At 59.1% G+C, this 25300-nt stretch carries 26 protein-coding genes, 1 tRNA gene and 2 pseudogenes; 26 read left to right on the forward strand and 3 right to left on the reverse strand.

Annotation, left to right across the window (positions count from 1 at the left end):
* Positions 1–381: 381 nt before the first annotated feature.
* Together QRN48_RS17400 and QRN48_RS17405 are read right to left on the reverse strand one after the other, a co-directional pair.
* Positions 382–825, reverse strand: coding sequence for a DUF4145 domain-containing protein (locus tag QRN48_RS17400; RefSeq protein WP_285351949.1), 444 nt, complete (start codon positions 823–825; stop codon positions 382–384).
* A 239-nt stretch (positions 826–1064) separates the two neighbouring features.
* Positions 1065–1149 (reverse strand) — tRNA-Leu (locus tag QRN48_RS17405).
* A 108-nt stretch (positions 1150–1257) separates the two neighbouring features.
* Between QRN48_RS17405 and queA the strand changes: the two genes are divergently transcribed.
* The 6 genes from queA (at position 1258) to QRN48_RS17435 (ending at position 7376) form a co-directional block, all read left to right on the forward strand.
* Complete coding sequence (gene queA / locus QRN48_RS17410) at positions 1258–2337, forward strand: tRNA preQ1(34) S-adenosylmethionine ribosyltransferase-isomerase QueA (RefSeq protein WP_285351951.1); 1080 nt, start codon at positions 1258–1260, stop codon at positions 2335–2337.
* A 14-nt stretch (positions 2338–2351) separates the two neighbouring features.
* Positions 2352–3467, forward strand: coding sequence for a tRNA guanosine(34) transglycosylase Tgt (gene tgt, locus QRN48_RS17415; protein WP_191944513.1), 1116 nt, complete (start codon positions 2352–2354; stop codon positions 3465–3467).
* A 54-nt stretch (positions 3468–3521) separates the two neighbouring features.
* A complete protein-coding gene (gene yajC, locus QRN48_RS17420) occupies positions 3522–3860 on the forward strand; it encodes a preprotein translocase subunit YajC (protein WP_037012510.1) in 339 nt (112 codons plus the stop codon).
* A 62-nt stretch (positions 3861–3922) separates the two neighbouring features.
* The gene (gene secD, locus QRN48_RS17425; protein ID WP_037012507.1) at positions 3923–5791 is read left to right on the forward strand and encodes a protein translocase subunit SecD; all 1869 of its coding nucleotides are present in this window, start codon (positions 3923–3925) and stop codon (positions 5789–5791) included.
* Positions 5792–5800: 9 nt separating this feature from the next.
* The gene (gene secF, locus QRN48_RS17430; protein WP_191944367.1) at positions 5801–6712 is read left to right on the forward strand and encodes a protein translocase subunit SecF; all 912 of its coding nucleotides are present in this window, start codon (positions 5801–5803) and stop codon (positions 6710–6712) included.
* 118 nt (positions 6713–6830) lie between these two features.
* Positions 6831–7376, forward strand: coding sequence for a glycine zipper 2TM domain-containing protein (locus QRN48_RS17435; RefSeq protein ID WP_285351955.1), 546 nt, complete (start codon positions 6831–6833; stop codon positions 7374–7376).
* 110 nt (positions 7377–7486) lie between these two features.
* Here QRN48_RS17435 and suhB read toward each other — a convergent pair whose 3' ends face one another.
* Positions 7487–8302: a type III secretion system regulator SuhB gene (suhB, locus tag QRN48_RS17440; protein ID WP_074886357.1), complete on the reverse strand. Its 816-nt coding sequence runs from the start codon at positions 8300–8302 to the stop codon at positions 7487–7489.
* A gap of 235 nt (positions 8303–8537) precedes the next feature.
* Between suhB and trmJ the strand changes: the two genes are divergently transcribed.
* The 20 genes and pseudogenes from trmJ to der all read left to right on the forward strand — a co-directional run bounded on the left by trmJ (position 8538) and on the right by der (position 25237).
* Complete coding sequence (trmJ, locus tag QRN48_RS17445) at positions 8538–9311, forward strand: tRNA (cytosine(32)/uridine(32)-2'-O)-methyltransferase TrmJ (RefSeq protein ID WP_285351957.1); 774 nt, start codon at positions 8538–8540, stop codon at positions 9309–9311.
* Positions 9311–10093: a serine O-acetyltransferase gene (cysE, locus tag QRN48_RS17450; RefSeq protein ID WP_037012500.1), complete on the forward strand. Its 783-nt coding sequence runs from the start codon at positions 9311–9313 to the stop codon at positions 10091–10093. The genes trmJ and cysE overlap by 1 nt, the downstream gene beginning before the upstream one ends.
* A gap of 169 nt (positions 10094–10262) precedes the next feature.
* Positions 10263–10754 carry a Fe-S cluster assembly transcriptional regulator IscR gene (gene iscR, locus QRN48_RS17455; RefSeq protein WP_037012498.1) on the forward strand — a complete coding sequence of 164 codons (492 nt, stop codon included), beginning with the start codon at positions 10263–10265 and terminating at the stop codon, positions 10752–10754.
* Positions 10755–10798: 44 nt separating this feature from the next.
* Positions 10799–12013 carry an IscS subfamily cysteine desulfurase gene (locus QRN48_RS17460; RefSeq protein ID WP_285351959.1) on the forward strand — a complete coding sequence of 405 codons (1215 nt, stop codon included), beginning with the start codon at positions 10799–10801 and terminating at the stop codon, positions 12011–12013.
* An 87-nt stretch (positions 12014–12100) separates the two neighbouring features.
* On the forward strand, positions 12101–12487 hold the full coding sequence (iscU, locus tag QRN48_RS17465; protein ID WP_037012495.1) for a Fe-S cluster assembly scaffold IscU: 387 nt from the start codon (positions 12101–12103) through the stop codon (positions 12485–12487).
* Positions 12488–12538: 51 nt separating this feature from the next.
* A complete protein-coding gene (gene iscA, locus QRN48_RS17470; RefSeq protein WP_037012494.1) occupies positions 12539–12862 on the forward strand; it encodes an iron-sulfur cluster assembly protein IscA in 324 nt (107 codons plus the stop codon).
* Positions 12863–12870: 8 nt separating this feature from the next.
* Positions 12871–13389 (forward strand): co-chaperone HscB, encoded by a 519-nt coding sequence (gene hscB / locus QRN48_RS17475; RefSeq protein ID WP_285351961.1) that lies wholly within the window; start codon positions 12871–12873, stop codon positions 13387–13389.
* 48 nt (positions 13390–13437) lie between these two features.
* Positions 13438–15300, forward strand: a complete 1863-nt coding sequence (hscA, locus tag QRN48_RS17480) for a Fe-S protein assembly chaperone HscA (protein ID WP_191944372.1) — start codon at positions 13438–13440, stop codon at positions 15298–15300.
* A gap of 3 nt (positions 15301–15303) precedes the next feature.
* The gene (gene fdx, locus QRN48_RS17485) at positions 15304–15645 is read left to right on the forward strand and encodes an ISC system 2Fe-2S type ferredoxin (RefSeq protein ID WP_037012490.1); all 342 of its coding nucleotides are present in this window, start codon (positions 15304–15306) and stop codon (positions 15643–15645) included.
* Positions 15646–15658: 13 nt separating this feature from the next.
* Positions 15659–15859 (forward strand): Fe-S cluster assembly protein IscX, encoded by a 201-nt coding sequence (gene iscX, locus QRN48_RS17490; RefSeq protein ID WP_037012488.1) that lies wholly within the window; start codon positions 15659–15661, stop codon positions 15857–15859.
* A 90-nt stretch (positions 15860–15949) separates the two neighbouring features.
* Entirely contained in the window at positions 15950–16375 is a 426-nt protein-coding gene (gene ndk / locus QRN48_RS17495) for a nucleoside-diphosphate kinase (protein WP_007916882.1), read from the forward strand.
* Positions 16376–16402: 27 nt separating this feature from the next.
* A complete protein-coding gene (gene rlmN / locus QRN48_RS17500; protein ID WP_037012487.1) occupies positions 16403–17551 on the forward strand; it encodes a dual-specificity RNA methyltransferase RlmN in 1149 nt (382 codons plus the stop codon).
* A 26-nt stretch (positions 17552–17577) separates the two neighbouring features.
* Positions 17578–18336, forward strand: a complete 759-nt coding sequence (gene pilW, locus QRN48_RS17505; protein ID WP_037012485.1) for a type IV pilus biogenesis/stability protein PilW — start codon at positions 17578–17580, stop codon at positions 18334–18336.
* Positions 18336–18933, forward strand: a pseudogene (locus tag QRN48_RS25440) (helix-turn-helix domain-containing protein); the annotation flags it as partial. The gene pilW and the pseudogene QRN48_RS25440, both read left to right, overlap by 1 nt.
* A gap of 170 nt (positions 18934–19103) precedes the next feature.
* A pseudogene (locus QRN48_RS25445) lies at positions 19104–19367 on the forward strand (DUF4115 domain-containing protein); the annotation flags it as partial.
* Positions 19368–19370: 3 nt separating this feature from the next.
* Positions 19371–20480 carry a flavodoxin-dependent (E)-4-hydroxy-3-methylbut-2-enyl-diphosphate synthase gene (ispG, locus tag QRN48_RS17515; protein WP_037012483.1) on the forward strand — a complete coding sequence of 370 codons (1110 nt, stop codon included), beginning with the start codon at positions 19371–19373 and terminating at the stop codon, positions 20478–20480.
* 21 nt (positions 20481–20501) lie between these two features.
* Complete coding sequence (gene hisS / locus QRN48_RS17520) at positions 20502–21791, forward strand: histidine--tRNA ligase (protein WP_037012482.1); 1290 nt, start codon at positions 20502–20504, stop codon at positions 21789–21791.
* A gap of 38 nt (positions 21792–21829) precedes the next feature.
* On the forward strand, positions 21830–22471 hold the full coding sequence (locus QRN48_RS17525; RefSeq protein ID WP_037012480.1) for a tetratricopeptide repeat protein: 642 nt from the start codon (positions 21830–21832) through the stop codon (positions 22469–22471).
* Positions 22464–23615, forward strand: a complete 1152-nt coding sequence (gene bamB, locus QRN48_RS17530) for an outer membrane protein assembly factor BamB (protein ID WP_191944375.1) — start codon at positions 22464–22466, stop codon at positions 23613–23615. Before QRN48_RS17525 ends, bamB begins: the two co-directional genes overlap by 8 nt.
* Positions 23616–23764: 149 nt before the next feature.
* Positions 23765–25237, forward strand: coding sequence for a ribosome biogenesis GTPase Der (der, locus tag QRN48_RS17535; protein ID WP_037012476.1), 1473 nt, complete (start codon positions 23765–23767; stop codon positions 25235–25237).
* The last annotated feature ends 63 nt before the right edge of the window (positions 25238–25300 follow it).

The raw sequence follows: 25300 nt of genomic DNA on the forward strand, positions 1-25300 counted from the left end.
TCTGATTTTAAAGGATATTATTTATTGATTATTTAACATCGATTAGGGTTAGTAAATTCACTATTCATAACCCAAACGCTAACCTCAGCAACCGGTCGCAAAGGTGCATCAAACGAAGCTCTTAGACAGGTGCGCAAATAACTGACCCTCCTTACCCATTTCCCATGGGTCAACATAAAAAGCCTGATAGGCATGGGGCCAGCGTTGGAGCCTAAGGTCCGTCAGCGCTCGTGCGTTCGCTATGGCGCGCAAGCTCTTCCAGATTAACTAATCGTCACCCGCTTTGCGCAACGACGCATCGGAACTGCTGGAAGCCTTGAAGCCACTAGAGCGGGTGAAGGGAGTCGAAGGCCCGCTGTCTACTTGGGGGGCTGGCCCCCACTACTGCTGGCCTCTGCCCCGAGCAACTCGTGCTGGAAGCACAAATAGGAACTGGGCCAGTGCAGTCGCAAATTCGATAGCCTTGCTGGCGTCAGCCGCATTGGGCATCACCGCTTCTTCATCCGCGTGTCGCTGGTCGTTTGCATCTAGACGCACCTCATGTGCCCACAATGCCATTTCCGCCGTTATCAAATGCTGCGCGGCGGCGGCGTCTATGCGCTTGTAAAGGTTTCCTTGCTTCAGGCCTTTTTCTTTCAGCATGGCGTCGACGGATGATGCCGTGAGCATCACCGCGCCTGCTGGGGCGTGGATGCTCGCAATCGCTTGCTCCAAGAATGTACGTGCACGCTCGGGTACAGACTCATTTACAAACTGTGGAGCGGGCCAGATGTGCGTAATGTCCTGGCGGCCTGAACCGTTGTTGAAAACAGGCGCTACCGCCATCACCATCCCTCCGCATGTTCTGCACTCGTAGGTCCACCACTCACGCAGGTTTTCACCGCGGTCACTTTCGGACTGAGCGTTACTGCTAGCGCGAAGATTAGGACTGGCGACATTGCAATGTGGGCAGCGCTGGAGCGGTAAAGTATGTCCGTGCTTCATGGAGAAATCTCGATGGTTACGCCAACTTTACGCCAGACGAAAAAAAAGGCCTTGAAAATCAAGGCCTTTCTTCATTGTGCTGGTGCCCCGAGGGAGAATCGAACTCCCACTTCTTTCGAAAACGGATTTTGAATCCGCCGCGTCTACCAATTCCGCCATCAGGGCTCAATGGCGGCGAAGTATAGAGATGAGCCTACCGTTGGTCAATCATGTTTCATGGTCAATTTTCACTTATTCCGCTAAACTTCCCGGCCCTGCTAGACGAACCCCATCATGCGTGTCGCTGACTTTACCTTCGAGCTCCCGGATTCATTGATCGCGCGCCATCCTTTGGCGGAGCGACGCAGCAGCCGTTTGCTGACCCTCGACGGGCCAAGCGGCGCGCTGGCACACCGCCAATTCACTGATTTGCTGGAGCATTTGCGCCCCGGCGATCTCATGGTTTTCAACAATACCCGTGTGATTCCGGCGCGGCTGTTCGGTCAAAAGGCCTCGGGCGGCAAGCTGGAAATCCTCGTTGAGCGCGTCCTCGATCAACACCGGGTGCTGGCCCATGTGCGCTCCAGCAAGTCGCCCAAGCCCGGCTCTGCCATCCTCATCGATGGCGGCGGCGAGGCTGAAATGGTCGCGCGCCATGACGCGCTGTTCGAGCTGAGTTTCGCCGAGCCGGTGCTGCCCTTGCTCGAGCGGGTCGGGCACATGCCCTTGCCTCCTTATATAGACCGTCCTGACGACGATGCCGACCGCGAGCGGTATCAGACCGTTTACGCCCAGCGTGCCGGCGCGGTGGCAGCGCCGACCGCAGGCCTGCATTTCGACCAGACGATGATGAACGCCATTGCCGACAAGGGCGTCGAGACCGCATTCGTCACGCTGCACGTCGGGGCGGGCACGTTCCAGCCGGTACGCGTCGAGCGTATTGAAGACCACCACATGCACAACGAGTGGCTTGAGGTTACTCAGGAAGTGGTCGACGCCGTAGCGGCCTGTCAAGCGCGCGGCGGTCGGGTGATCGCAGTGGGCACGACCAGCGTGCGTTCGCTGGAAAGCGCCGCACGCGACGGCGTGCTCAAGCCGTTCAGCGGCGACACCGACATCTTTATCTATCCGGGCCGACCCTTCCACGTGGTCGATGCGCTGGTCACGAACTTTCATTTGCCGGAATCCACGCTGTTGATGCTGGTCTCGGCGTTCGCCGGTTATCCCGAGACCATGGCGGCCTACGCGGCTGCGGTGGAGCACGGTTACCGCTTTTTCAGTTACGGGGATGCCATGTTCATCACCCGCAATCCCGCGCCGACCGCCCCCGAAGAATCAACCCCGACGGAATCGGCCCCAGAGGATCAAGCATGAGTCGCACCTGTCGTATGTCTTTCGAGCTGCTGGCCACCGATGGCAAAGCGCGTCGCGGTCGTCTGACCTTCCCCCGTGGCGTTGTCGAAACGCCTGCGTTCATGCCGGTTGGCACGTACGGCACGGTCAAGGGCATGCTGCCGCGGGACATCGAGGCCACTGGCGCCCAGATGATTCTGGGCAACACCTTCCACCTGTGGCTGCGTCCCGGCACCGAAGTGATCAAGGGCCATGGCGACCTGCATGACTTCATGCAGTGGAAAGGTCCGATCTTGACCGATTCCGGCGGTTTCCAGGTGTTCAGCCTGGGTGCGATGCGCAAGATCAAGGAGGAGGGCGTGACCTTCGCTTCCCCGGTCGACGGCGCGAAAGTGTTCATGGGTCCTGAAGAATCGATGCAGGTTCAGCGTGATCTCGGCTCCGACATCGTGATGATCTTCGACGAATGCACACCGTACCCGGCGGATGAAGACGTTGCGCGCACCTCCATGGAGTTGTCGCTGCGTTGGGCCAAGCGTTCCAAAATTGCTCACGGCGAAAGCACGGCGGCGTTGTTTGGCATCGTTCAGGGCGGCATGCACGAGAACCTGCGCATGCGCTCGCTGGAAGGCTTGAGCGAACTGGACTTCGACGGTCTGGCGATTGGTGGCCTGTCGGTGGGCGAGCCCAAGGACGAGATGATCAAAGTCCTGGACTACCTGCCGGGTCGCATGCCCGCTGACAAACCTCGTTACCTTATGGGTGTAGGCAAGCCCGAGGACCTGGTTGAAGGTGTGCGCCGCGGAGTCGACATGTTCGACTGCGTGATGCCTACGCGTAACGCGCGCAACGGTCATTTGTTCATCGACACCGGTGTTCTGAAAATCCGTAATGCGTTTCACCGTTACGATGAGTCGCCGCTGGATCCAACCTGCGATTGCTACACCTGCAAGAACTTCTCCCGCGCCTATCTCCATCACCTGGACAAGTGCGGCGAAATGCTGGGGAGCATGCTCAATACGATCCATAATTTGCGCCATTACCAGCTGCTTATGGCTGGTTTGCGCGAGGCTATTCAACAAGGTACATTGGCCGCCTTTGTCGACACGTTCTATGCCAAACGCGGGCTTGCGACGCCGTTATTGGACTGAGCGACATCCGGTCTTTCTGCTTCCTATTATTAAAATATGCAACTGGAGTGTTAAATGAGCTTTTTCATCTCTTCCGCGTTCGCGGATGCGGCTGCCCCTGCTGCTGCAGGCCCTATGGGCGGCGGTTTCGAGTGGATTTTCCTGGTTGGTTTTCTGGTCATCTTCTATCTGATGATCTGGCGCCCACAGGCCAAGCGCGCCAAGGAACAAAAGAACTTGCTGGGCAACTTGCAGAAGGGTGATGAAGTCGTCACTACCGGCGGCATTGCAGGCAAGATCAACAAAGTGACTGATGACTTCGTTGTTATCGAAGTGTCCGACACCGTAGAGCTGAAGATCCAGAAGGGCGCCATCGCTGCCACCCTGCCCAAGGGCACTCTGAAAGCCATCTGATTCCAGTCTTTTACCAATCGACGGGGCGCGCAAGGCGCCCCGCGTTATAAGCAGGCGGCGTGATGTTGAACAAATACCCTCTGTGGAAATACATCCTGATCCTGGCAGTGCTGGTGATCGGTTTTATTTATTCCGCACCCAATCTCTACCCTGATGACCCGGCTATTCAGGTCAGCGGTGCAAGTACTGCGCTGCAGGTCAATCAGGCTGATCTGGATCGCGTGAGCAAAGCGCTTACCGATGCTGGCATCGCGGTCAAGGGCGCGTCTCTGGCCGAGAATGGCAAGGGCGGTTTGTTGCGTCTGACCAAGCAGGAAGACCAGCTCCCAGCCAAAGATGTCGCCCGCAAGGCGCTGGGTGACGACTATGTTGTCGCACTCAACCTGGCTCAGACCACTCCGCACTGGCTGCGCAGCATTGGCGCCACGCCAATGAAGCTGGGTCTGGACTTGTCCGGCGGTGTGCACTTCCTGCTGGAAGTCGACATGGACAAGGCCCTCAGTGCGCGTCTGAACGTGTACGAAGGCGAAGTGAAGAGCCTGCTGCGCAAGGAAAAAGTGCGTTATCGCAGCCTCCCACAGGACAACGGCGCTATCCAGTTGGGCTTCAGCGATGCTGACACCCGTGAACAGGCCCGTGCTCTGATCCGCAAGGACTACACCGATTTCGATATCACCACCAGCGATCGCGGCGAAATGCCGATCCTGCGCCTGGCGATGACGCCGGCCAAGATCGCCGAGATTCGTGAGTATTCGATCAAGCAAAACCTGACCACCGTGCGTAACCGTGTCAACGAGTTGGGTGTTGCCGAGCCACTGGTTCAGCGTCAGGGCGCCAACCGTATCGTGGTCGAGCTGCCGGGTGTTCAGGACACTGCAGAAGCCAAGCGTATTCTCGGCAAGACAGCCAACCTCGAGTTCCGTCTGGGTGCTGGTCCCGACGACAGCAAAGCCACTACCGAGATGTTCGAATTCCGCGAGGGCGGTCGCCCAGCGGCGCCGGTCGAGCGTGGTCTGATCATCACCGGTGATCAGGTGACTGATGCCAAGGCCGGCTTTGACGAGCACGGCCGTCCGCAGGTGAATATCAAGCTGGACGGTCATGGTGGTGATCTGATGAGCCGCGCCACCCGCGCGAACGTTGGTCGCAGCATGGCGGTGATCTTCATCGAGCAGAAGCCGACCACCACCTACACCAAGCAGATGGTCAATGGCGTCGAAAAGGACGTGCCGGTTCAGACCTTCAAGGAAGAGAAGAAGATCATCAGCCTGGCGACTATCCAGTCGCCGCTGGGTGCTCAATTCCGCATCACCGGCCTCAACGGCCAGGGTGAGTCTTCCGAGCTCGCGCTGTTGCTGCGCGCTGGCGGTCTGGCTGCGCCGATGTACTTCGCTGAAGAGCGCACCATTGGTCCAAGCCTGGGTGCCGACAACATCACCAAGGGCGTCGACGCCTCCCTCTGGGGCATGCTGTTCGTCTCGCTGTTCATCATCGCCATCTACCGCTTCTTCGGTGTGATCGCGACCGTGGCGCTGGCCTTCAACATGGTCATGCTGCTGGCGCTGATGTCGCTGCTGGGTGCAACACTGACCTTGCCGGGTATCGCCGGTATCGTTCTGACGATGGGCATGGCGGTCGATGCGAACGTGCTGATCTTCTCGCGGATTCGTGAGGAGATTGCCAATGGCATGACAGTGCAGCGTGCGATCAACGAAGGTTTCGACCGCGCCTACACTGCCATCCTCGATGCCAACCTGACGACGCTGTTGGTCGGCGGCATTCTCTTTGCGATGGGCACAGGCCCGGTGAAGGGTTTTGCGGTCACCATGTCCCTCGGGATCTTTACCTCGATGTTCACAGCCATCATGGTGACCCGCGCAATGGTCAACCTGATCTTTGGCGGTCGTGACTTCAAGAAGTTGTGGATTTAAGGGGCTGCCATGAAACGTACTATCAACTTCATGGGCGTTCGCAACACTGCGTTCGCCGTTACCATGCTCCTCACCGTCGTGGCGTTGTTCAGCTGGTTCTATAAAGGGCTGAACTTCGGTCTGGACTTCACCGGCGGTACGCTGATCGAGCTGACCTACGAGCGTCCTGCCGATCTGCACAAGGTTCGCGAAGAGCTGGTGGCTTCCGGTTATACCGAAGCGGTTGTGCAGAGCTTCGGCGCGACCACTGACCTGCTTGTCCGCATGCCGGGTGAAGACCCGCAGCTGGGCTCGCAGGTGGCCGAAGCACTGCGCAAGACCGGTGCCGACAACCCGGTAACCGTCAAACGTGTTGAATTCGTCGGCCCTCAGGTTGGTGAAGAGCTGCGTGATCAGGGCGGCCTGGGCATGTTGCTGGCGCTGGGCGGGGTTCTCGTTTACCTGGCCTTCCGCTTCCAGTGGAAGTTTGCGGTGGGGGCGATTGTGTCTCTCATTCACGACGTTGTGGTGACGATGGGGATCCTGTCGTTCTTCCAGGTGACGTTCGACCTGACCGTGCTGGCCGCAGTGCTGGCAATCATCGGGTACTCGCTCAACGACACCATCGTTGTATTCGACCGGGTGCGTGAAAACTTCCGTCTGCTGCGCAAGGCATCGTTGATCGAGAACATCAACATCTCGACGACGCAGACGTTGCTTCGGACCATGGCGACTTCGATCTCCACACTGCTGGCAATCGTCGCCTTGTGGATCTTCGGTGGTGACAGCTTGCATGGCTTCTCGGTCGCGCTGTTTATCGGTGTTTTGGCGGGTACCTACTCGTCGATCTACATCGCTAACGTGGTGCTGATCTGGCTGAATCTGCGCAGTGAAGACCTGCTGCCGCCCGTGACAGTCGACAAAGTGGATGACCTTCCGTAACCGATACTGGTAACCGGCCATCACCTTAAAAGGCGCGAGTGTGAACTCGCGCCTTTTTTTGTGCTCCAAGGCTGGGAGTAGTGCGAGCGATCGCGCTGAATATCGTCAGGAGGTTCACGTGAACAAGTCGTTGCTAATTGGTGCTGTATTGGGTGCTGTCGGTGTGACCGCCGGTGGTGCTTTGGCCACCTATAGCCTCGTAAAAAATAACGGCCCGGAGTACGCAGACGTACTCGCCGTTGAGCCTGTGAAAGAACAAATCAAAACCCCTCGTCAGGTCTGTAAAGACGTCGCAGTCACTCACCGCGCCCCGGTGAAGGACGAGCATCAGATCGTGGGGAGCGTTATCGGAGCCGTAGCGGGTGGCCTGCTCGGTAACCAGGTGGGTGGCGGTAACGGCAAGAAAATTGCCACAGTTGCCGGCGCTGTCGGTGGAGGTTACGCCGGTAACAAGGTGCAGGAGGGTATGCAGAATCGTGATACCTATACGACTACCGAATCGCGCTGCAACACCGTCAACGATATCAGCGACAAAGTGGTCGGCTACAACGTGAAGTACAAGCTTAACGACAAGGTCGGGCAGGTGCGTATGGACCGCGATCCAGGCAGTAAGATCGCCGTCAACAAAGACGGCCAGCTGGAGTTGAGCCAAGCGGCCCAATAAGCATCAGCGCTATAAAAAAGCACCTTCGGGTGCTTTTTTTGTTTGAGTGAGAGGGAAGTGCGGCACAAAAAAAACCGGCACATGGCCGGTTTTTTTGTGCGTTGCCGGGCTTAGCGCTTGAGCGAAGCCGGAACGAACGGTGCGATCGAAGTCAGTACGGCTTTGAAGCACTTGGTGTTGCCGGCAACGATGTGGCCTTTTTCAAGGAAGTCGTGACCGCCGTTGAAATCGCTGACCAGACCGCCCGCTTCCTGAATCAGCAAAGCGCCTGCAGCCATGTCCCACTCCGACAGGCCCGACTCCCAAAACGCATCGAAGCGACCGGCAGCTACGTAAGCCAGATCGAGGCTCGCGGCGCCTGCGCGACGGATGCCGGCAGTCTGGCCGACCAGCGAACGGAACATGTTCATGTAGTTGTCGAGGTTATCGAGCTGGTTCTCGCGGAACGGGAAACCTGTGCCGAGCAGTGCGCCTTCAAGGCTCTTGCGCGGGCTGACGCGCAAGCGACGGCCATTCAGTGCAGCACCGCGACCACGGCTGGCGGTGAATTCTTCCTGACGCACCGGGTCCAGAACAACAGCGTGTTCCAGGCGGCCGCGGTATTTGCAGGCGATGCTGACCGCGAAGTGAGGGACGCCGCGTACAAAGTTGGTGGTGCCGTCCAGCGGGTCGATGATCCACAGGTAGTCGGTGCCTTCGCCGCTGCCTTCGTGCAGGCCGCTTTCTTCGCCAAGGATGCCGTGGGTCGGGTACGCCTTGCGCAGTGCAGTGATGATGCTCTGCTCGGCGGCGCGATCGATTTCGGTCACGTAATCTTTCGCGTCTTTTTCGTCGACCTTGATGGTATCCAGGCGCTCGATGGAGCGGAAAATCAATTCGCTGGCGCTGCGGGCGGCGCGCAGCGCGATATTCAGCATGGGCTGCATGGATGGATCACCTAGGTCGTTAAAGAGAGCCGGCCATTCTATGGGTTCTCTTGGACGATTTCCAGCGCGAGTACCGACTTTGCCAAGCGTCCGGTCGGGTTGCCAGCAACGGAACGAGGGTGGCGCTCCCCATTTCAGGAGAGTATCAAGAGGGTCGGGCGCAAGGTTCGTGGCGCTGAGGCAAGCGCTTCTGTAACATTCGTCCCCCTTTTCACCTGCTAGCGAGACTTCACCAGTGCTGCAAAATATTCGTGTCGTCCTGGTCGGTACCAGCCACCCCGGAAATATCGGCGGCGCTGCGCGTGCCATGAAAAACATGGGCCTTTCGCGGCTGGTGCTGGTTGATCCCGCTCTGTTTCCACACCACGAAGCCGATGCCCGTGCCTCCGGGGCGGGCGATATTCTTGAAGGCGCTCAGGTCGTGGCAACGCTGGAAGATGCGCTGGTGGGCTGTAATTTGGTGCTGGGCACCAGTGCCCGTGACCGTCGTATCCCCTGGCCGCTGCTGGATCCCCGGGAGGCGGGCGTCAAGACCGTCGAGCATGCTGGGCAGGGTGAAGAGATCGCACTGGTGTTCGGCCGTGAGTACGCAGGCCTCACGAATGAAGAGCTGCAGCGCTGCCACTACCATGTGCATATCCCTTCAGACCCCGAGTTCAGTTCGTTGAACCTTGCTGCGGCTGTTCAAGTGCTGAGCTACGAGACCCGCATGGCCTGGCTTGCCGCTGAAGGGCAGGCCAGCAAGGTCGAAAAGTTCGAGGTCAACTCGGTGCGCAGTACCGAGCTTGCGACGATGGATGAGATGGAGAAATTCTATGAGCATCTCCAATCCACTCTCGTCACGATTGGCTTCCTTGATCCAGAAAAGCCTCGTCACCTCATGGCACGGCTGCGGCGGCTGTATGGACGCTCCGGCGTCAACCGGTCCGAGATGAGCATCTTGCGCGGCATTCTGACCGAGACGCAGAAAGCCGCTCACGGTGAGCCCTATAAGCGGAAGGATCAGTGATGTTCGAGCGCCTTCGAGAAGACATTCAAAGCGTTTTTCACCGTGACCCCGCTGCGCGTAATGCCTTTGAAGTGCTGACGTGCTATCCCGGCATGCACGCGATCTGGCTGCATCGGTTGTCTGGTTGGCTGTGGCGCAACGAGCTGAAGTGGCCTGCACGCATGGTGTCCAATTTCGGTCGCTGGATGACGGGTATCGAGATTCATCCTGGGGCCAAGGTCGGCAGGCGTTTTTTCATCGATCACGGGATGGGCATCGTTATTGGCGAAACTGCCGAGATTGGCGATGACGTCACCCTTTATCAGGGCGTCACGCTGGGCGGCACCAGCTGGAACAAGGGCAAGCGCCATCCGACTCTGGAGTCTGGGGTTGTGGTCGGTGCGGGTGCCAAGGTGCTCGGGCCGTTCACGGTGGGCGCCGGCGCCAAGGTCGGCTCCAACGCGGTTGTGACCAAGCCAGTGCCTGCCGGAGCGACGGTGGTGGGCATTCCGGGACGGATCATCGTCAAGTCCGATGATCAGGCTGAAGCCAAGCGAAAGGCCATCGCAGAAAAGCTCGGCTTCGATGCCTATGGCGTCAGCGAGGACATGCCGGACCCTGTCGCTCGCGCAATCGGGCAACTGCTCGATCATCTTCAGGCGATGGATGTTCGCGTCGAGGACATGGGCCGGGCGCTGAAGAGCCTGGGCGGCGAGTACCGGGAGAAGGAACTGCCCGAGCTGCGTCAGGAAGTGTTCGAGTGCATGAAGGAGCGCAGTGAGGCTCCGGTTGCTGGCAAATAAGCGCCACGGAGCGCCGTAACACAGCGGGCGTGCCAATAGGGGGGCGGTTTTGCTATGATGCGGCCGCGCTTTTGCGGGTAATCCCGACTATTCCACTGGGTCTTATAGTTGACTTAAATACTCGGGAATAGCATACTCGCCCTCATTCCGAACCTCCGCGGTACACGCCATGCGACTGACTACAAAAGGCCGATACGCTGTGACTGCCATGCTCGACCTGGCATTGCATGCGCAGCACGGGCCAGTGTCCCTGGCCGACATCTCCGAGCGGCAGGGGATTTCCCTCTCCTACCTCGAGCAACTGTTCGCCAAGCTGCGCCGCGGCAATCTGGTTTCCAGCGTGCGCGGTCCTGGCGGCGGTTATCAGTTGTCCCGCCACATGCAGGGCATTCAGGTAGCGCAGGTAATCGACGCGGTCAACGAATCGGTTGACGCAACGCGCTGCCAGGGGCTCGGTGATTGCCACGCTGGCGACACCTGTCTGACCCACCATCTGTGGTGCGACCTCAGTCAGCAGATTCACGAGTTTCTAAGCGGTATCAGCCTGGCCGACCTTGTCACTCGTCGTGAAGTGCAAGAAGTCGCCCAACGTCAGGATTTGCGCCGTTGCGGTAGCAAGACGCAGCCACTGGACAAGATTGAAACATCCGCCGTTGAGTGAACGCAGATGAACGCGCGGCGCGCCTGCCCGATAGGAGATATTCAATGAGATTGCCAATTTACCTCGATTATTCCGCGACGACCCCCGTTGATCCGCGCGTTGCACAGAAAATGAGCGACTGCTTGCTGGTTGATGGCAACTTCGGTAACCCGGCGTCGCGCTCCCACGTTTTTGGCTGGAAGGCGGAAGAGGCGGTCGAAAATGCTCGTCGCCAGGTCGCTGACCTGGTCAACGCCGACCCTCGTGAAATCGTCTGGACCTCCGGTGCAACCGAGTCTGACAACCTGGCTATCAAGGGTGCGGCTCATTTCTATGCCTCCAAGGGCAAGCACCTGATCACCAGCAAAATCGAACACAAAGCCGTGCTTGACACCATGCGTCAGCTGGAGCGTGAAGGTTTTGAAGTTACGTACCTCGAGCCGACGACCGATGGTTTGATCACGCCGTCCATGATCGAAGCTGTCATGCGTGATGACACCATTCTGGTCTCCATCATGCACGTCAACAACGAGATCGGGACCGTCAACGACATCGCTGCAATCGGCGAAATGACCCGCGCCCGCGGCGTGCTTTTCCACGTCGATGCCGCACAGTCCACCGGCAAGGTTGAAATTGACCTGGCTAACCTCAAGGTCGACATGATGTCGTTCTCTGCCCACAAGACCTACGGTCCCAAGGGTATCGGCGCGCTGTGGGTCAGCCGCAAGCCTCGCGTACGCATCGAAGCCGCCATGCACGGCGGTGGTCATGAGCGCGGCATGCGTTCCGGTACGCTGGCGACGCACCAGATTGTTGGCATGGGTGAGGCATTCCGCGTGGCCAAGGAAGACATGGCTGCCGAAAACGTTCGCATCAAGGCTTTGAGCGATCGCTTCTACCAGCAGGTTGCTCATCTCGAAGAGCTGTACGTCAACGGCAGCATGACTGCTCGTGTGCCGCACAACCTCAACTTGAGCTTCAACTACGTTGAAGGCGAGTCGCTGATCATGGCGCTCAAGGATCTGGCAGTATCGTCCGGCTCCGCCTGCACCTCGGCTTCGCTTGAGCCGTCCTACGTGCTGCGGGCCCTGGGCCGCAACGACGAGTTGGCCCATAGCTCGATCCGTTTCACGTTCGGGCGCTTCACCACCGAAGAAGAGATCGATTACGCCGCGCAGAAAGTCTGCGAGGCCGTTACCAAGCTGCGCGCATTGTCGCCGCTGTGGGACATGTTCAAAGACGGTGTCGACATCTCCAAGATCGAGTGGGCGGCGCACTAATTTCGAAGTCGCCACCCCCTGAGGCACTCGTGGACCCCTGTTCCGAGTGCCCCGAGAGCGACGTTTGTAACTGATGAGGATTGCACCATGGCTTACAGCGAAAAGGTCATTGACCACTACGAAAACCCCCGCAACGTCGGCAAGATGAATGCGGAAGATCCAGACGTCGGCACTGGCATGGTCGGCGCTCCGGCGTGCGGCGATGTGATGCGTCTGCAGATCAAGGTTAACGAACAAGGCATCATCGAAGACGCCAAATTCAAAACCTACGGCTGTGGCTCTGCCATTGCTTCCAGTTCCCTCGCTACCGAGTGGATGAAGGGCAAGACTCTGGACGAAGCAGAGACCATCAAAAACACTCAGCTGGCTGAAGAACTGGCGCTGCCGCCAGTGAAGATTCACTGCTCGGTGCTCGCCGAGGACGCTATCAAGGCGGCCGTTCGCGACTACAAGCTGAAGAAAGGCCTGCTCTGAACAGAGCGTGTTTCGCTGCGTTAAGTAACTTGCGTGAAGTAAGGAGTTCCGATGGCTATCAGTATGACCGAAGCGGCCGCCAATCATGTACGCCGCTCCCTTGATGGGCGTGGCAAAGGTGACGGCATTCGTCTGGGCGTTCGTACGACCGGTTGTTCGGGTCTTGCCTATGTGCTTGAGTTCGTCGATCAGCCGGAGAGCGAAGACACCGTCTTTGAATACCATGGCGTCAAGGTGATCATTGATCCCAAGAGCCTGGTGTATCTCGACGGGACCGAGCTCGATTTCGTCAAGGAAGGGTTGAACGAAGGCTTCAAGTTCAACAATCCCAATTCGCGCGGTGAATGTGGCTGCGGCGAAAGCTTCAACGTCTGAGGCTTACTGTGGGTACTCCTTGTCACTTCGCTTTATTCGACCTGCAGCCGGGATTCAATCTTGACCTCGACCTGCTGGCGACCCGCTACCGTGAGCTTGCCCGGAGCGTGCACCCCGACCGTTTTGCAGACGCCCCCGAGGGCGAGCAACGGGTTGCGCTGGAACGCTCCGCCAGCTTGAACGACGCCTACCAGACGCTGAAGAGTGCGCCGAAAAGGGCGCGTTATCTGCTGGCGTTGAAAGGCGAAGTTCCGCTTGAGGTCACTGTCCAGGACCCCGAGTTTCTGATGCAGCAGATGCAATGGCGCGAAGAGCTCGAAGACCTTCATGATGAAGCGGACCTCGCAGGTGTCGCGGTATTCAAGCGCCGGCTGAAGGTTGCCCAAGGAGAACTGAACCAAAGCTTCGCGGCCTGTTGGGACGATGCTGCGCAGCGTGATCAGGCTGAAAGGCTGATGCGCCGCATGCAGTTCCTCGACAAGCTCTCCTACGAAGTGCGCCAGCTCGAAGAGCGCCTCGACGATTAACCCCGCGCCGTCCTTCTGGGGCGGCTCGCCAGTGATATCAGAAAAGCAATGGCTCTACTGCAGATCGCCGAACCCGGCCAAGCTCCAAAACCTCATCAGCGTCGCCTGGCTGTCGGTATCGACCTTGGCACCACTAATTCGCTGGTGGCTGCTCTGCGCAGCGGCATCAGCGAACCGCTTCCCGATGCGGAAGGCCAGGTGATCCTGCCGTCTGCCGTTCGCTACCACGCTGATCGCGTCGAGGTCGGCCAGTCCGCCAAAGCTGCCGCTGCCACCGATCCGCTGAATACCATTATTTCGGTCAAGCGCCTGATGGGCCGCGGGATTTCCGATGTGAAGCATCTGGGTGGGCAATTGCCTTACCGCTTCACGGGTGGCGAATCCCACATGCCATTCATCGAAACCGTGCAGGGGCCAAAAAGCCCGGTTGAAGTTTCGGCGGACATCCTGAAGGTGCTTCGCCAGCGCGCTGAAGAAACACTGGGTGGCGAACTGGTCGGCGCAGTTATCACCGTGCCTGCGTATTTCGACGACGCCCAGCGTCAGGCAACCAAAGACGCGGCCAAGCTGGCCGGCCTCACTGTCTTGCGCCTGCTCAACGAGCCTACGGCTGCTGCCGTGGCGTATGGCCTTGATCAGAACGCCGAAGGCGTAGTCGCCATTTACGATCTAGGCGGCGGCACCTTCGATATTTCGATTTTGCGTCTGACTGGCGGCGTCTTTGAGGTCATGGCCACTGGCGGCGACAGTGCATTGGGTGGGGATGACTTCGATCATGCCATTGCAACGTGGATCATCGCCGAAGCCGGTCTGTCCGATGACCTGGATCCGGCTGCCCAGCGCCGCCTTATGCAAACTGCCTGTGCTGCAAAAGAAGCCTTGACCGACGCCGACACTGTCAGTGTCGCTCACGGCGAGTGGCAGGGCGTCCTCACCCGTGCGGCGTTCGACGCACTGATCGAGCCGATGATCGCGCGTAGCCTTAAAGCCTGTCGCCGCGCCGTCCGCGATTGCGGCATCGAGCTGGACGAGGTTGAGGCGGTGGTGATGGTCGGCGGTTCGACCCGTGTGCCTCGCGTTCGCGACGCGGTGGGCGAGTTGTTCGGCCGCCAGCCATTGACCGAGATCGACCCGGATCAAGTGGTTGCCATTGGCGCAGCGATTCAGGCTGACACCCTTGCAGGCAACAAGCGTGATGGCGGCGAGCTGCTGTTGCTGGATGTCATCCCGCTGTCCCTGGGCCTGGAGACCATGGGCGGATTGATGGAAAAAGTCATTCCGCGCAACACGACGATCCCGGTTGCCCGTGCGCAGGAATTCACCACTTACAAAGACGGCCAGTCGGCCATGATGATCCACGTGCTGCAAGGCGAGCGTGAACTGATCAGCGACTGTCGTTCACTGGCGCGTTTTGACCTGCGTGGCATTCCAGCGATGGTCGCCGGCGCCGCCAAGATTCGCGTTACGTTCCAGGTCGATGCCGACGGGCTGCTCAGCGTCTCGGCTCGCGAGCTGGCGTCGGGCGTGGAATCCAGCATTCAGGTCAAGCCTTCCTATGGGCTGACTGACGGCGAAATCACCCGCATGCTCAAGGATTCATTCCAGTATGCCGGCGATGACATGGTTGCTCGCGCCTTGCGTGAGCAGCAAGTGGATGCTCAGCGTTTGCTTGAGGCGGTAGAAGGCGCGCTTCAGGCCGATGGCGAGCGTCTGCTTGATGCGGAAGAGCGCATGGTCATCGACCTGCAAATGGAAGAACTTCGTGAATTGATGAAGGGCGTCGACGGCGCGGCCATCGAGCAGCAGACCAAGCGTCTGTCTCAGGTGACTGATGCGTTCGCCGCCCGCCGCCTGGACTCGACGGTAAAAGCCGCGCTGTCCGGACGCAACCTGAATGAGATTGAGGAATAACTGATGCCGCAGGTTACATTTCTGCCACACGCCGAGCATTGCCCGGAAGGGATGGTTGTCGAGGCCGAAGTCGGCAAGTCGATTCTGGAGCTCGCACACGACCACCACATCGAGATCGAGAGCGCATGCGGCGGCGTGTGTGCCTGCACCACTTGCCACTGCATTATTCGCAAGGGCTTCAACACCCTCGAAGAAGCAGACGAGCTGGAAGAGGATTTCCTTGATCGCGCATGGGGCCTTGAAGCCCACTCGCGTCTCGCGTGCCAGGCCAAGGTGGGTACCGAAGACCTCACTGTTGAAATTCCGAAATATTCGCTCAACCACGCAGCCGAAGCGCCGCACTGATCGAGAAGCTGTCATGAGTTACGGTTGGAATGATGTACAACGCATCGCCGAAGAGCTCGCCGAGACTCACCCCGGCGTAGACCCTTACTCGGTAGGTTTTACCAAGCTGCAACAGATGATCAAGCAACTGCCCGATTTCGACGATAATTCCGGGCGGGTCGGCGAGAAAGTACTCGAAGCTGTCCAGACGCTCTGGGCCGACGAAATCGACTGATCAGATTTGCACGTTAGGCAATAACATCAAACCCGCGTATAATTCGCGGGTTTAATTTTTCGCAATAATCACTGCTTCTGGAGTTACACCATGGCTGTTCAACGTACTTTCTCGATCATCAAGCCTGATGCTGTTGCCAAAAACGTCATCGGCGAGATCACCACTCGTTTCGAAAAAGCCGGTCTGCGCGTTGTCGCTTCGAAACTGAAGCAACTGTCCAAAGCCGAAGCAGAAGGTTTCTACGCTGAGCACAGCGCTCGTGGTTTCTTCGGTGATCTGGTTGCATTCATGATCTCCGGCCCGGTTGTCGTTCAGGTTCTGGAAGGCGAAAACGCCATCGCTCTGAACCGCGAACTGATGGGCGCTACCAACCCTAAAGAAGCCGCTGCCGGTACCATCCGTGCTGACTTCGCTGATTCGATCGACGCCAACGCGGTACACGGCTCGGATTCCGAAGCGGCTGCTGCTCGTGAAATCTCGTACTTCTTCGCTGCTACCGAGGTAACCACTCGCTAAGCTATTGCTGCGAGTGAGGGTGAATCCATGACTGAATCGACTGGCAAAATCAACCTGTTGGGTCTGACCCGGCTGGAAATGGAAAAATTCTTCGAGTCTATCGGGGAGAAACGCTTCCGCGCCGGTCAGGTCATGAAGTGGATTCACCACTTTGGCGTCGACAACTTCGACGCCATGACGAACGTCGGCAAGGCCCTGCGCGAGAAGCTGCAGAGCCGTGCCGAAATTCGAGGTCCTGAAGTCGTCAGCGAGGACATCTCCACCGACGGCACCCGCAAGTGGGTCGTACGTGTAGAGTCCGGCAGCTGCGTCGAGACCGTTTATATTCCGCAAGGCAAGCGCGGCACGCTGTGTGTCTCGTCCCAGGCGGGTTGTGCGCTGGATTGCAGCTTCTGCTCCACCGGCAAACAAGGCTTCAACAGCAACCTCACCGCCGCAGAAGTCATCGGCCAGGTGTGGATTGCCAACAAATCTTTTGGCAGTGTCCCGGCAACCGTCGACCGTGCCATCACCAACGTGGTGATGATGGGGATGGGCGAGCCATTGCTGAACTTCGACAATGTCGTATCCGCCATGCATTTGATGATGGATGACCTGGGGTATGGCATTTCCAAGCGCCGGGTGACGTTGTCCACCTCCGGCGTAGTGCCGATGATCGATGAGCTGTCCAAGCACATCGATGTCTCGCTGGCCCTGTCGCTGCACGCACCGAATGATGCGCTGCGTAACCAGCTGGTGCCGATCAATAAAAAGTACCCGCTGAAGATGCTCCTCGAGTCCTGCCGCAACTACATGTCGGCATTGGGCGAAAAGCGCGTGCTGACCATTGAGTACACGCTGCTCAAGGACATCAATGACAGGCCTGAGCACGCGATCGAAATGATCGAATTGCTCAAGGACACACCTTGCAAAGTCAACCTGATCCCCTTCAATCCGTTCCCGCATTCGGGCTACGAGCGCCCCAGCAACAACGCGATCCGTCGTTTCCAGGATCTGCTGCATCAAGCCGGCTTCAACGTCACCGTGCGCACGACCCGCGGTGAGGACATCGATGCTGCCTGCGGCCAGTTGGTCGGGCAGGTAATGGACCGCACACGTCGCAGCGAGCGTTATATTGCCGTGCGTGAACTCAGTGCCGATGCCGACGTCGCGCAGGTTGCTTCGGCTCGCAACTGATTGCGAAATTGACTGAGAGGATCTCTATGTCCCTGCGCGTTGCGCTGCTGCTCTGTTTTGCCACGCTGCTGGTCGGTTGTGTGTCTACCGGCAACGTCGATCCGATGAGCACCAGCAAGGGGCGTGAGGAAGCTCGTCAGGCTTATGTGCAGCTGGGCCTGGGTTATCTTCAGCAAGGGCAGATGGAGCGTGCGAAGGCACCCCTTAAAAAGGCGCTCGAGCTGAACGGCTCCGACGCTGACGCCAATGCTGCCCTCGCTCTGGTGTTCCAGGCCGAGATGGAGCCGGAACTGGCGAACCAGTACTACGAGAAGGCCTTGTCAGCGCGGTCGAAAGACGCCCGGATTCTCAACAATTACGGCAGTTTTCTCTACCAGCAGAAGCGCTACAAGGAAGCTTACGAGCGCTTCGAGCAGGCGGCCGATGATAACCTCTACGCCGAGCGCGCCCGGGTGTTTGAAAACCTCGGCATGACGGCGCTGATGCTGGGTGATCGGGTCACCGCCCGCGAGCATTTCGATAAAGCCCTGCGTCTGGATCGTCAACAGCCCCGCGCATTGCTGGAAATGGCTGAGTTGTCGTTCGAAGACAGGCATTATGTGCCGGCGCGCGACTACTATGATCGTTTCAGCCAGTTGAGCGAGCAAAATGCGCGAAGCCTGTTGCTAGGCACGCGGCTGGCGAAGGTTTACGACGATCGCAATAAAGCAGCCAGTTACGGGCTGCTACTAAAAAGACTCTATCCCGGTACGCCGGAATATCAGCAATACCTGTCGGAGCAATGATGAAAGCGGCGCATCCCGAAGTTGTAGCAGCCACTCGCACGAACCCAGGCGAAACATTGCGTCAGGCCCGCGAGAGCAAGAACTGGTCGCTGCCAGATGTGGCGTTGAGGCTCAACCTCACGGTGAACTCTCTGACTCACCTGGAAGCCGGCGATTTCGACAAGCTCCCGGGCCATACATTCGCCCGGGGCTATGTGCGTGCCTACGCCAAGCTGCTGGATCTGGATCAGGCTGCGCTGGTCAATGCATTCGACCAATACACCGGCACTGACGGCAAGGGCAGCAGCGTCCACGCGCTCGGCCGAATCGAAGAGCCGGTGCGCCTGTCTCACAATATTCTGCGCATCGTCAGCCTTTTGCTGCTGATTGCGTTGATAGGCGGTGGCTTTGTCTGGTGGCAGGACCAGGCCACACTGCGCGGCAAGGAGCCCACGAATCTGGGGATGGAGCACGTCGAAGTCGAAAGCGCCGATGGTACCACTCAGATTCATCCACTCGACGAGCCGGAAGACCAGGCCGTTGCGCAAGGGCAGGGCGGTCAGACTCCGCTGCCATTGAACAACGCCGAGCCTGCGACCACGCCCGAAGCGCCGACCCCTTCCAGCAGCACTGGCACCGCTCAGGGCGCTGTTGTTCCTCATACCCCATCAACCACCGCACCGGTTGCGTCTGCACACGTTGGTTCGACGCAACCCGCGCCGGTCACTACCGTAGCGCCAACGCCTGCTACCACGGCGCCAGTGAACACCGCGCCAAGCGCTCCGACTGAAGCTGCGCCGGTCCCGGCGGGTGCCGGCCGTGTGCAGGTGCAGTTCGTGTCCGATTGCTGGACGCAGGTCACCGACGGCAACGGCAAAGTGCTGATGAGCGGCCTCAAGCGCAAGGGCGATAGCCTGGACGTCAACGGCAAACCGCCGTTGACCCTGCGTCTGGGTTTCGCCCGTGGCGCGCAGGTGAGCTATAACGGGCAGCCGGTTGATGTGGCACCTTTCACCAGTGGCGAAACCGCTCGCCTGAAGCTAGGGCAATAAGTCATGCACGGCGAATCTCCGATCAAGCGTCGCGAATCTCGTAAAATCTGGGTCGGCTCGGTACCGGTCGGTGGCGATGCCCCGATCGCAGTTCAGAGCATGACCAACAGCGACACCAATGATGTTGCGGCCACTGTCGCGCAGATCAACCGCCTGGAAGCCGCTGGCGTCGATATCGTCCGCGTTTCGGTACCGGACATGGACGCTGCCGAGGCGTTTGGCCGGATAAAGCAACTGGTCAAGGTCCCGCTGGTTGCGGACATCCATTTCGATTACCGCATCGCGTTGCGCGTTGCCGAGCTGGGCGTTGACTGCCTGCGGATCAACCCAGGCAATATCGGCCGCGAAGACCGCGTACGTGCGGTGGTTGAAGCTGCTCGTGATCGCGGCATCCCGATTCGCATCGGCGTCAACGCCGGTTCGCTGGAAAAAGACCTGCAGAAGAAATACGGCGAGCCAACGCCGGCTGCGCTGGTCGAGTCCGCTTTGCGTCATGTCGAGCATCTGGACCGTCTGGACTTCCAGGACTTCAAGGTCAGTGTCAAAGCGTCCGATGTGTTTATGGCGGTCGAGGCTTATCGTCTCCTTGCCAGGCAAATCGTTCAGCCACTGCACTTGGGCATCACTGAAGCAGGCGGTTTGCGCTCGGGCACAGTGAAATCGGCCGTCGGCCTAGGTATGCTGCTGGCCGAGGGGATCGGCGACACCATTCGTATTTCCCTGGCCGCCGATCCGGTGGAGGAAGTGAAGGTCGGTTACGACATCCTCAAGTCGCTGCGCCTGCGTTCCCGTGGCATCAACTTCATCGCCTGCCCAAGCTGCTCGCGGCAGAATTTCGACGTGGTCAAAACCATGAACGAACTGGAAGGGCGCCTTGAAGACTTGCTCGTGCCGCTGGATGTGGCCGTGATTGGTTGCGTGGTGAACGGGCCCGGCGAAGCCAAGGAGGCGCATGTCGGCCTCACCGGCGGTACACCGAACCTCATCTACATTGACGGCAAGCCGGCGCAAAAACTGACAAATGACAATCTCGTGGATCAGCTTGAACGTTTGATCCGCCAGAGAGCGGCCGAAAAGGTCGAGGCCGACGCAGCGCTGATCGCGCGCGGCTAACCCAGTTTCCAAGGAATTTTTGTGAGTAAGTCTCTGCAAGCCATTCGTGGCATGAACGACATCCTGCCTGACCAGACGCCGCTGTGGCGTTATTTCGAGGGCACTGTTTCGCGTTTGCTGGATAACTACGGCTACCGCCAGATCCGCATGCCGATCGTTGAATTCACCGATCTGTTCAAGCGTTCCATTGGCGAAGTCACCGACATCGTCGAGAAAGAGATGTACACCTTCGCCGATCGCAACGGCGACTCGCTGACCTTGCGCCCTGAAGGCACGGCCGCCTGCGTGCGCGCGGTGCTCGAACACGGCATCACCGGCGGCGGTCAGGTGCAAAAGCTCTGGTACATCGGGCCGATGTTTCGCCACGAGCGTCCTCAGAAAGGCCGTTATCGCCAGTTCCACCAGATTGGCGTCGAAGTGTTCAATCTGGATGGCCCGGACATCGATGCCGAGCTGATCGTGTTGACCTGGCGCCTGTGGGGCCTGCTGGGCATCCGCGGGGCGGTCAAACTTGAGCTCAACAGCCTGGGCACCAGCGAAGCGCGCGGCCGCTATCGCGAAGCGCTGGTCGAATACCTTTCTGCCCGTCATGAGCAACTGGACGAAGACAGCCAGCGCCGTCTGAAGACCAACCCGCTGCGTGTTCTCGACACCAAACACCCTGAAACTCAGGCGGTGTTGGTCGATGCGCCCAAGCTCGCAGATTACCTGGACGATGAATCCCGTGTTCACTTCGAGGGCCTAAAGGCGCGTTTGGATGCGGCGGGTATCCCGTACGTGATCAACCCCAAACTGGTGCGTGGCCTGGATTACTACAGCAAGACCGTGTTCGAGTGGGTGACCGATCAATTGGGCGCCCAGGGCACCGTCTGCGCAGGCGGTCGTTATGACGGTCTGGTTGAGCAGATGGGCGGCAAGCCAACGTCGGGCGTGGGCTTTGCCATGGGCATCGAGCGTCTTGTGCTGCTGCTGGAAACCCTTGAGCAGATTCCCGAAGAAATCGCTCGTACCGTCGACGTCTATGTTTGCGCTTTTGGCGAGGCCGCCGAACTGGCAGCCCTTGCGTTGTCCGAGCGCCTGCGTGATCAGGCACCGGGGCTGCGTCTGCAGGTCAATGCCGGTGCGGGCAGCTTCAAAAGCCAGTTCAAGAAGGCCGACAAGAGCGGTGCGCTCTATGCGTTGATCCTTGGCGATGAAGAGCTGGCTCGCAAGGAAGTGGGTGTCAAGCCGCTGCGTGGTCAGGGCGAGCAACAAAACATTGCCTGGGATGCTCTGTCCGAGCACCTGGCCGCCTGCATCGTGCAGGGTTGAAGCAGATAAAAGCCGATTGAGCGAATAGGAGTATTGGGGTGTCGAGTACCGATGATGATGAGCTGGTTGCCGTAAAGGACTGGTGGCAGCGTAACGGCAAGCCTCTGGTGACCGGCGGCCTGCTGGCGGTGATCGTGGTGTTGGGCTGGCAAGGCTGGCAGCGCTATCAGAACAACCAGGCGCAAGGTGCTTCGGCGCTTTATCAGCAACTGCTGGAAACCGCGTTGACGCCCAGCGGGCAGGCCGACGCAGGGCGCGTTGCGGAAATCGCCGGCAAGCTGAAGAGCGAATTCGGCGGCACGGCGTATGCGCAGTACGGCAGCCTGTTCGTGGCCAAGGTGGCTGTGGACACCGGCAAGCTGGACGACGCTGCCAATGAACTGAAATCCGTGACTGAAAAGCCGGCCAGTGCGACGCTGGGTGAAATCGCCCGTCAGCGTCTGGCCCGTGTGCTAGCGGCGCAGAACAAGGCTGATGACGCCCTGAAGCTGCTCGACGGCCAGGCCGACAAGTCATTCGCGGCCAGCCGTGAAGAATTGCGCGGTGACCTGCTGGTTCAGCTGGGTCGTACCGATGATGCGTATGCTGCATACAAAAAGGCCAAGGCAGCGCTTTCAGAAGAAGCGGCTGTTGGCGGTCTGCAAATGAAGCTCGACGATCTGGCGAAAGGGGATGCGTGACGTGATTCGTTGGAAACATGCAGCATTGCTGGCTCTGGCCATTCTGGCCGCGGGTTGCAGCAGCAACAGCAAGAAAGAATTGCCTCCGGCAGAACTCGTCGACTTCAAGGAAGAGGTGACGCTGCAGAAGCTGTGGAGCCGTTCCGTCGGTGACGGTCAGGGCGATATCTACAACATGCTGGTCCCGGCCATCGACGGCGAAAATATCTACGCTGCCGATGCCAACGGCCTGGTCATGGCGATCAACCGCAGCAATGGCGACGTGGTCTGGAAAAAAGAGCTTGAGCAACCGGTGTCCGGTGCCGTTGGCGTAGGTTTCGGTCTGGTCATGCTGGGCACTCTGCGCGGCGAAGTCATCGTTCTCGACGAAGCCACCGGCGAGCAGAAGTGGAAAGCCAAGGCGACCAGCGAAGTGCTGTCCGCTCCGGCCACCAACGGCAGTGTCGTGGTTGCCCAGACTCAGGATGACCGCGTCATAGGTTATGACGCCATCACTGGCGATCAGCGCTGGATCTACGAAAGCAGTCCTGCTGTTCTGACATTGCGCGGGACCGGTGCGCCGATCGCCACCCCATCTCTGGCGATAGCAGGCCTGTCGACCGGCAAGGTCGTGGCGCTCGACATCAACAACGGTGTTCCGGCCTGGGAGCAGCGCGTTGCCGTTCCCACAGGTCGTTCCGAGCTCGATCGCGTAGTCGACATCGACGGCGGTCTGCTGCTGTCGGGCAACACGCTCTATGTCGCGACGTATCAGGGCCGCGTAGCGGGTCTGGAACTGCAGAGCGGCCGCGTGTTGTGGCAGCGTGACGCATCGAGCTATTCAGGCGTGGCGCAAGGCTTCGGCAGCGTGTATGTGTCGCTGGCCAACGGCACTGTTGAAGGCATCGATGAGCGTTCGTCTACCGGTCTATGGAGCAATGATTCGCTGGCCCGTCGCCAACTCGGCGCGCCGGAAGTGTTCTCCAGCTACGTAGCCGTTGGCGACATGGAAGGGTATTTGCACTTGCTCAGCCAGGTCGATGGCCATTTCGTCGCCCGTGAGAAGATTGACAGCGATGGCCTGCGTGCTCGCCCGCTGGTATCGGGCAGCACCATTTACGTCTTCGGCAACAGCGGCAAGCTGGAAGCGCTGACGATCAAGTAGTGGCTGTCTATGCTTGGGGAGGTCGTGTTTTGGCTTCCCCTGGCGGCCCCGCTTCAATGGGGCATGCGACGCTTTGGTGTCGCTCCGAACTCCGGCCGCTGCCTTGCAGCGGCTTTTGTATTTTCTGAAATAACGAAGTGGAGAGCCGCATGGTTCCCGTAATCGCCCTGGTGGGTCGACCGAACGTCGGCAAGTCCACCTTGTTCAACCGCCTGACCAGGACTCGCGACGCCATTGTCGGCGACTTGTCCGGTCTGACCCGTGATCGCCAATACGGTGAGGCCAAGTGGCAAGGGCGTACCTACATCCTGATCGACACCGGCGGTATCTCCGGTGATGAACACGGCATGGACGAAAAAATGGCCGAGCAGTCACTGCTCGCCATTGAAGAAGCCGATGTCGTGCTGTTCCTCGTTGACGCCAAGGCAGGCTTCACCGCCGCCGACCAGATGATTGGCGAGCACCTGCGCAAGCGCAACAAGACGTCCTACGTCGTGGCCAACAAGGTCGACAACATCGACCCCGACATGGCGCGCGCCGAGTTTGCCCCGCTGGGCATGGGTGACGCGATTCCCGTCGCTGGCGCCCACGGTCGTGGCATCACGCAGATGCTGGAAATCGCCCTGCGTGACTTCCCCAAAGACGATGACGAAGCCGAAGAAGGCGAAGAGGAAGAAGTCGTCGCCGAAGGCCAGGAAGCCAAGCGCATTCCTGGTCCGAGCGAAAAGGATGGCATCAAGATCGCGATCATCGGCCGACCTAACGTCGGCAAGTCGACGCTGGTCAACCGCATGCTCGGTGAAGACCGCGTCATCGTGTATGACGAGCCCGGCACTACCCGTGACAGCATCTACATCCCGTTCGAACGCAACGAGGAAAAGTACACGCTGATCGACACCGCCGGTGTGCGCAAGCGCGGCAAGATCCACGAAGAAGTCGAGAAATTCTCGGTCGTCAAAACGCTGCAGGCGATCAAAGACGCCAACGTGGTCATCTTCGTCATGGACGCTCGCGAAGGTGTGGTCGACCACGACCTCAACCTGCTGGGCTTCGCCCTTGAAGCCGGTCGTGCCCTGGTCATCGCGCTGAACAAGTGGGATGGCATGGTCCCGAGCGAACGCGACTACGTGAAGGTCGAGCTGGAACGCCGGTTGTTCTTCGTCGACTTCGCCGACATCCACTTCATCTCGGCGCTGCATGGCACCGGCGTGGGCAACCTGTACCAGTCGGTGCAGAACTCGTTCAAGTCGGCCGTCACCCGCTGGCCGACCAGCCGCCTGACCCAGATCCTCGAAGACGCGGTCAGCGAGCACGCACCGCCGATGGTAGGCAGTCGCCGCATCAAGTTGCGTTATGCCCATCTGGGTGGCGCTAACCCGCCATTGATCGTGATCCACGGTAACCAGGTGGAGAAAGTGCCGAAGTCCTATGTTCGGTACCTCGAAAACACCTATCGCCGGGTGTTGAAGCTGGTCGGTACGCCGATCCGCATCGAGTTCAAAGGCGGCGAGAACCCGTACGAAGGCAACAAGAACACGCTGACCGACCGCCAGGTCAACAAAAAGCGTCGGATGATGTCGCACCACAAGAAGGCCGACAAGAAGCGCCGCGACAAGCGCTGAGTGTGTAAGGGTCTTTCCCGGAAAAGGCGCCAATGGCGCCTTTTTTTGTGCGCGACATCTGGG

It is taken from the genome of Pseudomonas sp. ME-P-057 (genome assembly GCF_030208975.1).
GTDB lineage: Bacteria > Pseudomonadota > Gammaproteobacteria > Pseudomonadales > Pseudomonadaceae > Aquipseudomonas > Aquipseudomonas lutea.